This window comes from Pseudomonas sp. GW822-FHT07A10 (assembly GCF_058798795.1).
Genome location: NZ_JBXAKV010000013.1, coordinates 177,124 through 189,501 on the forward strand (window position 1 = coordinate 177,124; position 12,378 = coordinate 189,501).

The 12,378-nt window shown below is 62.2% G+C and carries 13 protein-coding genes; 1 reads left to right on the top strand and 12 read right to left on the bottom strand.

Annotated elements, in window-relative coordinates; translation table 11 throughout:
* Positions 1 to 87: 87 nt before the first annotated feature.
* The 12 genes from AC1RL4_RS21695 to AC1RL4_RS21750 all read right to left on the bottom strand — a co-directional run bounded on the left by AC1RL4_RS21695 (position 88) and on the right by AC1RL4_RS21750 (position 11,547).
* The gene (locus AC1RL4_RS21695) at positions 88 to 681 is read right to left on the bottom strand and encodes a nucleotidyltransferase family protein (RefSeq protein WP_489078959.1); all 594 of its coding nucleotides are present in this window, start codon (positions 679 to 681) and stop codon (positions 88 to 90) included.
* Positions 678 to 1,661, bottom strand: a complete 984-nt coding sequence (locus AC1RL4_RS21700) for an XdhC family protein (protein WP_489078960.1) — start codon at positions 1,659 to 1,661, stop codon at positions 678 to 680. The genes AC1RL4_RS21695 and AC1RL4_RS21700 overlap by 4 nt, the downstream gene beginning before the upstream one ends.
* The gene (locus AC1RL4_RS21705; RefSeq protein WP_019582721.1) at positions 1,661 to 3,982 is read right to left on the bottom strand and encodes a xanthine dehydrogenase family protein molybdopterin-binding subunit; all 2,322 of its coding nucleotides are present in this window, start codon (positions 3,980 to 3,982) and stop codon (positions 1,661 to 1,663) included. Before AC1RL4_RS21705 ends, AC1RL4_RS21700 begins: the two co-directional genes overlap by 1 nt.
* Positions 3,979 to 4,449, bottom strand: coding sequence for a (2Fe-2S)-binding protein (locus AC1RL4_RS21710; RefSeq protein WP_019582720.1), 471 nt, complete (start codon positions 4,447 to 4,449; stop codon positions 3,979 to 3,981). The genes AC1RL4_RS21705 and AC1RL4_RS21710 overlap by 4 nt, the downstream gene beginning before the upstream one ends.
* 243 nt (positions 4,450 to 4,692) lie before the next feature.
* Positions 4,693 to 5,712, bottom strand: a complete 1,020-nt coding sequence (gene murB, locus AC1RL4_RS21715; RefSeq protein ID WP_064616576.1) for a UDP-N-acetylmuramate dehydrogenase — start codon at positions 5,710 to 5,712, stop codon at positions 4,693 to 4,695.
* Positions 5,709 to 6,173 carry a low molecular weight protein-tyrosine-phosphatase gene (locus AC1RL4_RS21720; RefSeq protein WP_019582718.1) on the bottom strand — a complete coding sequence of 155 codons (465 nt, stop codon included), beginning with the start codon at positions 6,171 to 6,173 and terminating at the stop codon, positions 5,709 to 5,711. The genes murB and AC1RL4_RS21720 overlap by 4 nt, the downstream gene beginning before the upstream one ends.
* The gene (gene kdsB / locus AC1RL4_RS21725; protein ID WP_204124543.1) at positions 6,173 to 6,937 is read right to left on the bottom strand and encodes a 3-deoxy-manno-octulosonate cytidylyltransferase; all 765 of its coding nucleotides are present in this window, start codon (positions 6,935 to 6,937) and stop codon (positions 6,173 to 6,175) included. Before kdsB ends, AC1RL4_RS21720 begins: the two co-directional genes overlap by 1 nt.
* Entirely contained in the window at positions 6,934 to 7,119 is a 186-nt protein-coding gene (locus AC1RL4_RS21730) for a Trm112 family protein (protein WP_003179363.1), read from the bottom strand. The genes kdsB and AC1RL4_RS21730 overlap by 4 nt, the downstream gene beginning before the upstream one ends.
* Before the next feature lie 25 nt (positions 7,120 to 7,144).
* Entirely contained in the window at positions 7,145 to 8,155 is a 1,011-nt protein-coding gene (lpxK, locus tag AC1RL4_RS21735) for a tetraacyldisaccharide 4'-kinase (protein WP_028938941.1), read from the bottom strand.
* Complete coding sequence (locus AC1RL4_RS21740) at positions 8,155 to 8,583, bottom strand: ExbD/TolR family protein (RefSeq protein WP_018926235.1); 429 nt, start codon at positions 8,581 to 8,583, stop codon at positions 8,155 to 8,157. Before AC1RL4_RS21740 ends, lpxK begins: the two co-directional genes overlap by 1 nt.
* Positions 8,580 to 9,215, bottom strand: coding sequence for a MotA/TolQ/ExbB proton channel family protein (locus tag AC1RL4_RS21745; protein ID WP_007941964.1), 636 nt, complete (start codon positions 9,213 to 9,215; stop codon positions 8,580 to 8,582). The genes AC1RL4_RS21740 and AC1RL4_RS21745 overlap by 4 nt, the downstream gene beginning before the upstream one ends.
* Before the next feature lie 97 nt (positions 9,216 to 9,312).
* Positions 9,313 to 11,547, bottom strand: coding sequence for a DNA internalization-related competence protein ComEC/Rec2 (locus tag AC1RL4_RS21750; RefSeq protein ID WP_489078961.1), 2,235 nt, complete (start codon positions 11,545 to 11,547; stop codon positions 9,313 to 9,315).
* Positions 11,548 to 11,683: 136 nt separating this feature from the next.
* Between AC1RL4_RS21750 and AC1RL4_RS21755 the strand changes: the two genes are divergently transcribed.
* Positions 11,684 to 12,205 carry a DUF2062 domain-containing protein gene (locus AC1RL4_RS21755; protein ID WP_019582714.1) on the top strand — a complete coding sequence of 174 codons (522 nt, stop codon included), beginning with the start codon at positions 11,684 to 11,686 and terminating at the stop codon, positions 12,203 to 12,205.
* Positions 12,206 to 12,378: the final 173 nt, after the last annotated feature.

Here is a 12,378-nt window from a genome sequence, read left to right on the forward strand (position 1 = left end):
CATCGGCCACTAAAAAGCCCCGCCTGGTGATCCAGGCGGGGCTTTTTTATGTCGGTTGCTTCGCAGGAAAACCGCGATGGCGGTGCATCAGGCGAAGACCAACCTCTCTGGCGTGTCCACATCCCACAACACACCCGGATCCTCCACCGCCACCTCAACCACCCTCGCCTGCGCGAACAGTGACTTGGCGCCCTGATCGCCGGTCAACGCCATCAATCCCGGACCGAAGCTTCGCCCGAACCCCACCGGATGCCCATATTGCCCTTCATGCACCGGCACGCTGATGGCGTCATCCGCAATGGCCGCGACGACCTGTTCAATGCTCGACGGCAGAATAAACGGCATATCACCCAGCATGATCAGCCAGCCACCGAGGTGCGAACAGGCTGCCACGCCCGCCGCAATGCTGTCTCCCAGGCCAGTCGACTCGATTCGTACAATCTCGCAACCATAGGCCTGCGCCATGCGAATCACTTGCGGGCGGTCCGCGGTGGTGACCAGCACACGCTTCTCGAGTGTGGCTGGCAGATTCACCAGCACCTGCTCGATCACTGAGTGCACGGTGATGCCATCACGGGCGGTGCAGTCCACCAGCAACTTGTCCTTATCGTCACCCGCTACCTGTCGAAACCGGCTGCCCTGCCCGGCGGCTAGAACGATAACGCCAATGGAGTCACTCATACGCCCTCCTGCAACGGCCTCTTCTGCTTGAGCTCGATGCCGTTCTTGATCGCCACAATCTCGGCCAGCAGCGACAAGGCGATTTCCGCCGGAGTATGGCTGCCGATGTGCAAGCCGATCGGGCCGTGCAAACGCTCGATGGCCTGTTGGGACAAGCCTAGCTGAGCCAGGTTGTCCCGGCGCTTCTGGCTGTTGACCCGAGAACCCAGCGCCCCGACATAAAACGCCCTGGAGTCCAGGGCCGTGAGCAGCGCCATGTCATCCAGGCGCGGATCGTGGGTGAGTGCGACGATGGCAGTGCGTTCGTCGGTCTGGATGGTCAGCACCGCTTCGTCGGGCATGCCCGGTACGAATCGACCGTGTTGTTCTTCCCAGCCGTAGACGAACTCGGTGCGCGGATCGCAAATCAGCACTTCGAAATCCAGCAGCCGCGCCATCTCGGCGACATACCGCGATAGCTGCCCCGCGCCGATCAACAACAATCGCCAACGCGGGCCATAAATGGCGCGCAGTGTGTTGCCATCAAAACTCAGCACATCGTGCTTGTTCGCCGGCTGCAGAACCACTTCACCGGTCGCTATATCCAGCGAGCGCGACACGATTTCATGCGCCTCGCAGCGCGCCAGCAACTGGGCGACCCACGCCGGATCGCCGACGCGCTCCTCCGTCAGGCGCAACGTGCCGCCGCAGGGCAAACCAAACCGCGCGGCCTCCTCACGAGTGACGCCATAAGTAATCAACTGCACCGGCGGGCCATCGGCCGGGATACGGCCATCGTGCAGCCGGGCAATCAGGTCATCCTCGACACAGCCACCGGACACCGAACCAATCACCACGCCGTCTTCACGCAAGGCCAGCATGGCGCCAGGTGCCCGGGGCGCGGTGCCCCAGGTCTGGACCACGCTGTACAACATCACCCGCTGACCGGCACGGCGCCATTGCAGCACGCTGCGCAGGACGTTCAGATCGACGCTGTCCATCAGGCGTCAGCCTTCTGCCAGCCTTGCAGCTGATAGCGAACCGGCAAGTTACGGATGCGCTTGCCGGTGGCCGCGAAGATCGCGTTGCACAGCGCTGGCGCAATCGGCGGCACGCCCGGCTCACCGACCCCGCCCAACGGTACATTGCCCGGTGGCGTGACCAGGTGCACGGCGACTTCCTTCGGTGCCAGGGACATGCGCGCCACTTCGTACATGTGGAAGTTGTCCTGCTGGACCTTGCCGTCCTTGAAGCTGATTTCCCCCAGCACCGCGTTGCCCAGGCCCATGACGCAGGCGCCTTCGAACTGCGAGCGAATTCGCTCGGGGTTGATCTGCGGGCCGCAATCCACAGCGATGTCGGCTTTGTGCACGATCAGCGTGCCATCGTCTTTGACTTCGACTTCGATCACGGCTGCCACATAAGTGACAAAGCTGTAATGCACCGCCAGGCCCAAGCCACGGCCCTTGGGTAGCTTACGCCCCCATCCGGCGGCTTTGGCGGCGGTTTCCAGCACGGTGCGCATCCGCGCGGTATCGATCGGATAACGCTCAGGGGATTCGCCGTAGTTCCATTCTTCACTCAAGGTGCGCGGATCGATCTGACGGTCCGGGCCAAGCAGCTTGATCTGGTATTTGAGCGGGTCCTGGCCGGCCTTATGTGCCAGTTCATCGACAAAGCACTGAATCGCGAAGCCGTGGGGAATGTTCGACACCGAGCGATACCAGCCGACCCGCGTGTGCACCGCCGCTTCAGGGTTTTCCAGGCGTACGTTGGGGATCGCATAAGCCATGTTGGTAAAGCCCATGCCCAGCTCGAAAGCCGCCTCATGGTTCATCCCCGGCGCGAACAGCGCGGTGATGCTCGGCGCCACCGTACGGTGCAACCAGCCAGACGGCAAGCCGTCCTTATTCAGACTGGCCTTCAGATACTCGGCAGACACGGTGTGGAAATACGAGTGGTGGATGTCGTCTTCACGGGTCCACTGCACCCGCACCGCTTTGCCCGGGAATTCCTTGGCCAGGATCGCCGCTTCAATCACGAAGTCCGGCTTGGACTTACGACCGAAACCACCGCCGAGCAAGGTGACATTGAACGTGACGTTATCGAATGGAATGCCCAGGCGCTCGCCAATCCGCTCGCGGGTGACTTGCGGCGCCTGACTCGGCGCCCAGGCCTCACACACACCGTCCTTGAAACGGGCGATGGCGACCATCGGCTCCATCGGCGATTGCGCCAGGTGCGGCAGATAGTAAGAAGCTTCAAGGGTGCTGTCGGCAGCACTCATGGCCTGGTCGATGTTGCCGGTGTTGCGCACCACTTTGCCGGGCTTGAGCGACGCGGCTTCGAGTTCCTTGCGGTAGGCGATCGAGTCGTAACTGGCGTTGGGGCCGTCATCCCACTCGATCTTCAGCGCGTCGCGGCCCTTGATCGCCGCCCAGGTGTTGCTGGCCACCACGGCCACACCACCCAAAGGCTGGAACTCGGACGGCAGTGGACGACTTTCGACTTGCAGGACCTTGATCACCCCAGGGACTTTCATCGCAGCGCTGGCATCGAAGGATTTGACCTTGCCGCCGTAGACCGCCGGACGGGCGATGGTGGCGAAAAGCATGCCGTCGAAATGCACATCGGCGCCGTAGACCGCACGACCGTTAACTATGTCCGCACCGTCGATGGCCTTGGTCCCTTCCTTGCCGATGTAGCGAAACTCCGACGGCTGCTTGAGCCGCAGGCTGTCGCGTGCCGGCACCGCCAGCGCACTGGCAGCCGCGGCCAACGCGCCGTAGCCCAGTTCACGGCCGGTCGGTTTATGGATAATTTTGTGCAGTTGCGCATGGCATTCGCCGACCGGCACTTTCCATTGCTCGGCAGCGGCTTGCTCAAGCATGGTCCGCGCGGCAGCACCGCAACGGCGCATCGGCTCGTACCAGTGACGCATGCTGCGCGAACCGTCGGTATCCTGGTTGCCGAAACGTACTTCGTCGCCCGGCGCCTGTTGCACTTTGACCTGTGCCCAGTCGGCGTCCAGTTCATCGGCCACCACCATGGACAGACTGGTGCGCACGCCCTGGCCCATTTCCGAACGGTTGCAAATCACCGTCACGCTGCCATCGGCGGCAATGCTGATGTAAACCTTCGGGTCATCGATCCAGCCGTTGGGCATGCCGTCGGCACCGAATTTCTGCTCTTTTTCGGCGGCCAATGCATCCTGCCAGCCCCAACTGGCAGCCAGCACCAGCGCACTGGTGGCGCCCACGCCTTTGAGGAAACCGCGGCGGCTGAGGTTGCTCAGTGCAAAATCATTCGGTAGCTGGCTCATGCCTTGGCCTCCTTCAGGTGAGTGGATGCCTGGCGGATGGCGGTCTTGATCCGGTTGTAGGTGCCGCAACGGCAAATATTGCCGACCATCGCCTCTTCAATCTGCTCGTCGCTGGGGTTCGGGTTGGTTTTCAGCAGCGCGGTGGCCGACATGATCTGTCCGCCCTGGCAATAACCGCACTGAGCCACGGCGCTGTCGAGCCAGGCTTGCTGGACGACTTTGCCCACCGGGTCGGCATGCAGGTCGTCGATGGTGCTGACATTCTGGCCGACCACCGAGCCGATCGGTGTGATGCAACTGCGCGCGGGCGCGCCGTCGATATGAATGGTGCAGGCGCCACACAGGCCCATGCCGCAGCCGAATTTGGTGCCGTTGTAACCGGCCACGTCACGAATCGCCCAGAGCAGCGGCATGTCCTCGGTGACATCGAGTTGATGATCTTGACCATTGAGTTTCAGGGTAATCATGGGCACGCCCGCATAGTTATAGAGGTTATGGGGTCGAGCAATCTGCCGCTTGGGGTTCGCGGTTCACTACACGCAGATCGACTCAGGCTAATCGGCTCTCTTATGTAGACGCGACGTCTGCACCGGGCCTTTGATGGAGCAAATGCTTGCATCGTTAGCTGGCTAAGTTAACTGAGCATTAACAAAAAAGCCCTGCACATTTGAAAATGTGCAGGGCTTTTTATTCAGCCTGAAAGCGTAGCCTCAATACTGGTTAGGTTCCATTTCCAGGTCGACCTTGAAACGCTCTGCAATGTCTTTCTGAATGCGCTGCGCCAGATTCAGCAATTGCAGGCCCGTTGCGCTGCCGTAGTTGACCAGCACCAGCGCCTGTAATTTATGCACACCGGCATCGCCGTCGCGAAAGCCTTTCCAGCCGGCCCGTTCGATCAGCCACCCCGCCGCCAGCTTCATTTGCCCATCGGGCTGCGCATACGCCACCAGATCCGGGTATTCACCCTTGAGTTGTGCCACAAGTGCGGCGGGCACCAACGGATTCTTGAAGAAGCTGCCGGCATTGCCGAGCACCGCCGGGTCCGGGAGTTTTTCGCTGCGGATGCTGCAAATGGCCTGGCTGACATCGGTCGGCGTCGGGTGATCAATACCCTGCTCGGTCAGGCGCTGACGCACCGGGCCGTATTCCAGGTGCAGGTGCGCGGTGCGCGTGAGGGTGAAACGCACCCGCAGGATCAACCAGCGCCCAGGTTCCTGTTTGAACAGGCTGTCGCGGTAGGCAAAGTTGCACTCGGCCAGCGTGAAGTCCCGCAGCTCGCCGGTCTGGCGATCGAGGGCTGTCAGGCCGGCGAATACGTCCTTTATCTCGACACCGTAAGCGCCGATGTTCTGCATCGGTGCCGCACCGACGGTGCCGGGGATCAGGCTGAGGTTTTCCAGCCCTGACCATCCTTGCGCCAGGGTGTGCTGCACAAACGGATGCCACGGCTCACCGGCCTCGGCTTCGATCACCACCTGGTTGCCGTCATCGCTCAGCAGGCGAATCCCCCGTGTGGCCATGCGCAACACCAGTGCCGGCACATCGGCGGTCAGCAGCAAATTGCTGCCGCCACCGATCACCAGCACCGGCACTTCGTGTTCCACCGCGTAGGCCAGGGCTTCGCGCACGTCGGCATCGCTATGGGCTTCGGCAAACAGCCGCGCCTGAACGTCCACGCCAAAGCTGTTGTACGGTTTGAGCGAAACCCGGGGTTGAACCTGCAAACTCATAACCGTCCCTTCAATTCGATCACCAGCAGATCGCTGGCGCGCTCGATCAGGTCCAGTACCTGTTCGAAGCCTTGGTCGCCGTCGTAATAAGGATCCGGCACTTCATCGACTTCCGACTGGTAGCGACGCAGGAACAAATCCAGCTCGGCCTTGCCCTTGGCCGGTTGCATGGCCTTGAGGTGGCGCAGGTTGCTGTTGTCCATCGCCAGAATCAGGTCGTAAGTGGCGAAATCGGCGCGGGTCACTTGCTGGGCGCGCTGGGCGGACAGGTCGTAGCCGCGCAGCTTCGCAGCAGCCTGGCTGCGCTTGTCCGGGGCCTTGCCGACGTGCCAGTCACCGGTGCCGGCAGAAGCCACTTCGACTTGATCGGCCAGCCCCGCCTCACGCAGCTTGCACCGCAATACGCCCTCAGCCGTGGGGGAACGGCAGATGTTGCCCAGGCAGACGAACAGGACCCGCATCAGGCCTCCAGCAGGCGACGAACGCGCTCGAGGTCTTCAACGGTGTCGACGCCGGTGGGCGGTGCGATCAGCGCGTCGGCGACATGAATCCGCACGCCGTGCCACAGGGCACGCAGCTGTTCCAGAGACTCGGTGTTTTCCAGCCAGCACGGGCCCCAGGTGACGAAGTCCTGAAGGAAGCCGGCACGGTAAGCATAAATGCCGATGTGGCGGCGATATGGCACGCCTTCCGGCAATTGCTCGCGGCTCTTGGCAAACGCGTCCCGAGCCCACGGCAAGGTCGCACGGCTGAAGGTCAGCGCCAGGCCATTGAGGTCGCTGACCACTTTGACCACATTGGGGTTGAACAGGGTTTCGACGTCTTCGATCGGCTCGGCCAGGGTGGCCATGCGTGCTTCGGTGTGAGCGGCCAGGTTGGCGGCGACCTGATCGATCACGCTTGGCGGGATCAACGGCTCGTCGCCCTGAACATTGACCACGATCGCGTCCGGGGCCAGGCCCAGTTTCGCCGCAACTTCGGCCAGGCGGTCAGTGCCGGAGTTGTGATCTTCGCGGGTCAGCACCACTTCGGCGCCAAAGCTTTTGCAGGCCTCGACGATGCGCGCATCGTCAGTGGCAACCACCACGCGCTGGGCACTGCTTTTGCTCGCCTGTTCCCAGACGTGCTGGATCATCGGCTTGCCGGCGATCAGCAGCAGCGGCTTGCCCGGCAAGCGGGTGGAGGCGTAACGCGATGGAATGACAACGGTAAAGGCTGTGGTCATTTATCCAGACGCTCATCGGTGGTCAGGGTGCGCGCTTCGCTTTCGAGCATCACCGGGATGCCGTCGCGAATCGGGTACGCGAGGCCGGCGCCCTTGCTGATCAGCTCGGTTTTGTCGGCGCTGAGCTTGAGCGGGCCTTTGCAGACCGGGCAAGCGAGGATGTCGAGCAATTTGGTGTCCATGTACATTCCCTGGATAGAAACGGAGTTAAGGCAAAAGACGAGCCGGCAACAGGCGCATCAGCTGCGTATCGAACCAGGCCACGAAGGCCGGCGATGGCGCAGCATCGACCGCCAGGTACCACCAATCGGCGGCGGCGAAGGCACGGCACTTCACCGCGTCCTTTTCTGTCATCACCACTGGCAATGACGGTGTGAAATTCAAGGCCTGCACGCTGTACTCGGCGTGGTCGGCAAATGCATGGGGCACTGGCCGCCAGTGTAGCGTTTCGAGGGTCGTGAAGAAACGCCGGGGATTGCCGATCCCGGCCACGGCGTGCAGGGCCTGACCAGCGGGAAAGTAGTCCAGAGGCCGCCGTTCGCCGCTGTGCAGGTTGACCAGTTCGGTGGGTTGCAACTGGAAGGCAAAACCGTCTTCGCGATCATTGGCAGCGCCGTTGTACAGCACCGCATCGACGCTTTGCAGGCGCTCGACCGGTTCGCGCAATGGTCCGGCGGGCAGACAACGGCGGTTGCCCAAGCCGCGAGCGGCGTCGATCAGCACCAGTTCCAGGTCTCGAGCCAGCCGGTAATGCTGCATACCGTCGTCGGAGAGGATCAGGTCCAGCGGCTCACTCGCCAGCAAGGCTTTGACCGCACGGCTGCGGTCCGGGTCGATCATCAGCGGCACGCCGGTGCGCTGGACGATCAACAGCGGCTCATCGCCCGCCACGTCCGCGCCTTGATCCGCTGTGACCCGCCACGGCAATTGCGGCGGTTTGGCGCCGTAACCACGGCTGACCACACCGACCCGCAGGCCGCTGCGCTGGCAGTGCTGGATCATCCACAGAATCAGCGGCGTCTTGCCCGTGCCGCCCACCGTGATATTGCCGACCACGATCAGCGGCACGGGCGATTGGTAGATCTCGCCCTCGCCCGCCAAAAAGCGCTCGCGCTTGCCAGTGACCACGCGCCGGTACAGCCATTCAAGAGGCTGCAACAGCTTCAACGCCGGATGACCTTCGTACCACGCAGCGAGCAATCGATCGGACATGGCCATCAGGACGCCGGCGCCGCCTCGACAGTGGTCATGCGCAAGTGGCTGAAACCGAGCTTGCCGGCAGCGTCCATCGCGGTGATGACGGACTGATGGGGGGTTTTGCCATCGGCGCTGATGGACAACGGCAGATTGGTGTCGCCATTGGATTCTTTCTGTAGCGCTTCCATCAGGCTGGTGAGGTCGTTTTTCGGCAATAGCTGGTTGTTGACCGAATACGCCCCGTCGGCGCTGATGGCGATGTCCAGTTGCTTGAGCTGCTGGTCTTCAGCCGGGGAGCCGCTGACCGCCTCCGGCAGGTCGACGCGCAACTGGGTTTCACGGGTGAAGGTGGTGGTCACGACGAAAAACAGCAACAGGATAAACACCACGTCGATCAGCGACGCGAGGTTGATGTCTACCGTTTCCCGTGGTTTACGACGGAATTTCACGCTTTACCCTCGGCCAGGTCCACGTCGCGATCGCCCTGAATAACCTCGACCAGTTTGATCGCCTCTTGCTCCATGCCCACCACCAGCTCATCGATCCGACGTTGCAGGAAGCGGTGGAAGAACACGGCCGGAATACCGACCATCAGGCCGGCGGCGGTGGTGATCAGTGCCTTGGAAATACCTCCGGCCAGCACCGCGGCGTTGGTGCCCATGCCCGTGCCCATGAACGCACTGAAAATATCGATCATGCCCAGCACCGTACCCAGCAGCCCCAGCAACGGAGCCATGGCGGCGATGGTGCCCAAGGCGTTGATGTAACGTTCGAGCTCATGAATCACCCGCGCGGCGGCCTCTTCGATGCACTCTTTCATGATCTCGCGACCATGCTTGGAGTTCGCCAGACCGGCGGCCAGGATCTCGCCCAGCGGGGAGTTGGCGCGCAGTTCCTTGAGCTTTTCTTTATTGAGTTGCTTGTCCTTAATCCAGACCCAGACCTGCCCGAGCAGGTGCTCCGGGGTCACGCGGCTGGCGCGCAGGGTCCAGAGACGCTCGGCGACGATCGCCATGGCCGCGATGGAACTCAGAATGATCGGCAGCATCATCCAGCCGCCGGATTTGACCAATTCCCACACAGTGACAGTCCCCTCGAAAAAGTGCGCCACTCTAACATAGGGGGTGAGCGCACCGAAGACCGCGATGTCGCATCCGGTCGGGGTTTGACGACGCTGGTTACTGGCGCAATGCTGGCGGATCGCGCCAGAAGCGCCGTTCCTGAAGCATCGTCCACGGTGGTTTGAAGCGCCCCAGTTGTAGACGAATGGCACCCTCCTCCGCGCTGTCGTAGATCGCCATGCCACGTTTTTGATAGCGCGCCACGACCGTGGGATGAGGATGCCCGAAAGAATTGCCGTTGCCGCGAGAGATCAGCACGACTTTGGGTTGCAGAGCGCTGAGCAACGCCATCGAAGATGAACTGCGACTGCCGTGGTGCGGGGCCTGCAACCAGTCCGTCGGCACCGCCAGTGGACTGTCGAGCAGCGCCCGCTCGGCTGCGGTATCGATATCGCCGGTCAGCAGCAATCGTTCACCGTTGGCTTCGATCTGTAGCACGCAGGATTTCTGATTGCTGTCACTGGCCGACGGCCACTGCCAGAGCTGGAACCGCACGTCGTCCCAAGTCCACTGTTGACCGCTCTCGCAGCCCTCGGCGTGTAGCTCGTCCGGCAGGGCCAATGGATCGCCGCTCAGCACCCGCGTCACCGGCAATCCCCTGGCAATGACTCGCGCGCCACCAGCATGGTCGGCGTCGGCGTGGCTGATCAGCATCAGATCAAGTTCATTCACCCCCAGTTTGCGCAATGTTGGCAACACCACCCGCTCACCCAGGTCGATATCGCCGAACCGTGGCCCGGCGTCATACAGCAGTGTGTGATGGCGGGTGCGCACTAGAATGGCCAACCCCTGGCCGACATCCAGTTGCCAGATTTCGGCGACACCTTCAGGCAGCGTGTGCCGAGGCGGAACAACCAGCAACAGCAACAACGGCCAGCCCATCGGGCGCAACGGCACGCCCCTTGGCAGTAACAGCAGAAATGCGCCCAGCGTGCCGAATGCCCAAACCCACAACGGAACCGCCACCGGCACCCACGCGGGCAATTGCCCGGCCACCAACGCCAGCCCCTTGAACAAAAGGTCGATCAGACCGCCAGCCAACCACAGTAACCCCTCGCCCACATAGGGAACGGGCAACAGCAGCGTTCCGAGCAACGCCGGTGGCAAGACCAGCAGACTGATCCAGGGCACCGCCAGCAGATTGGCCAGCGGCCCGCTGAGACTGATCGGCAACCCCAGCACCAACAGCAGCGGGCACAGACCGATCGCGATCAGCCATTGGGCGCGGGTCCAGGTTTGCCACCAACGCCACGGGCCCAATCGCCCGCCAAAGGTGAAAATCAGCACCGCTACTGCCGCAAAGGACAACCAGAAACCCGGTTGCAGGCTTGCCAGCGGGTCCAGCAGCAAAACACCGTCAAGCGCCAGCAACAGCGGCCACCAGGCGCCGAGGTGACGAAACCGTAGCCGCCACAACAACAGCAGACCAATCATCAGGCAGGCCCGACGCACCGGCACCTCGAAACCGGCCAGCAGCCCATAACCGAGCGCCGCCGCGAACGCCAGCCCACACGCCCATGGCAGCCACGGCAAGCGCCTGGGCCATAAGCCATAGCGCGCCAGCCCGGCGATCAGCAGATACACCAGCCCCGCCAGCAAACCAATGTGCTGCCCGGAAATCACCAACAGATGCACGGTGCCGGTGTCTTGCAGCACCTGCCAGTCCTCACGGCTCATCCCGGCGCCGTCCCCCAGCACCAACGCCGTCAGCGCCCCCGTTCGCCCCTGCGCATCCACGGCCTGCAAACGCTGACGAATGCCGTCGCGCCAGGCCCACCGCGCTTCCCCTAGTCGCTGACCGTCCTTGACGGTCCCGGTGGCGCCAATACGTTGGGCCAGCAACCAGGCGTCGTAATCAAAACCATGGGGGTTGAGCAGCCCGGCAGGACGCTTCAATTTGACTGCCAGCCGCCACTGCTCGCCACTGTTGACGGGCGGCCCGCCATACCAGGCCAGACGCAGGTGCCGAGGCAGTTGGGTGCGACGCGACTGACTGTCTGTCAGTTCGAAACGCACTACACCCTCGGCCTGCTGCGGCAACCCGGTAACCCGGCCTTCGACCCAGCGAGTCTCGCCATCGAGCTTCAGCGCCAGGCGATCATCCAGCGCCCACTGCGCATTCGCACACGCCCAACTGAAACCGAACAACCAAAATGCCAGTGGAAAGGTTCGAAACGGCAGCAACATCAAACCCACTACCGGCAACAACAGCCACAACCCTGCCGGCGGCAGGGCCGGCAAAAAACGCAGGGCCAGCAGACCCAACGCCAGCGCCATCATCCCTGTGCGCATAAGCCCGTCCTTGAGAGTCCCCTCCCTAGGCTTAGCCGTCGCGCCGCACAGGCGTCGTTAACAATTGTCACAAAGTCTGAATGGGCGGTTCGTAGAATCCAGACATACTTGCCGCCTTAACCGACCGAGAAGCCTTATGCCCCGGCGCTTATTCAAACGTTACATGCCAGACCCGACCAGCATCAGGGAACACAAATCCTTACGCTTTCTTGGCACCCTGCTGCATGACCCGAACCTCTGGCACCTCAATCGCCATTCCGTCGCGCGGGCCATGGCCGTCGGTCTGTTCGCGGCATTCCTGCCCATCCCGTTGCAAATGCTGCTGGCCGCCATCCTCTCCATCGTGGTGCGCGGCAACATGCCGATTGCCGTCAGCCTGGTCTGGCTGACCAATCCGATCACCATGCCGGCGGTGTTCTTCTGCACTTACCAGACTGGCGCCTGGCTGATGGACGTCCCCGCCAGGAGCTTGCCGGACGAGTTGACCTGGGCATGGATCAGCGGCGAGCTCTCGACTTTGTGGCAGCCGTTTTTACTCGGCTCGGTGGTAACGGGGCTGGTGCTTGGGGCATTGGCTTATTGTCTGGTGATGATGTATTGGCGCTGGTGGGTGAGTCGGCAGTGGGCACGGCGTAAGCGCAGCCGGATGCAGGAATGAAAAACGGCCTCCACTTGGGAGGCCGTTTTTTATGGCTTTTTGGTGGCGTACATATCCGTTTTTTCTGTAACGGCCACTTAGGGTTCCGCCCTTACGGCCATCCCTTTCAAGGTCTTTTCGTTTTGGCGGCCTTGATTACCCGGTCCGTTGAAACATGTGCATGCACCGCAGTG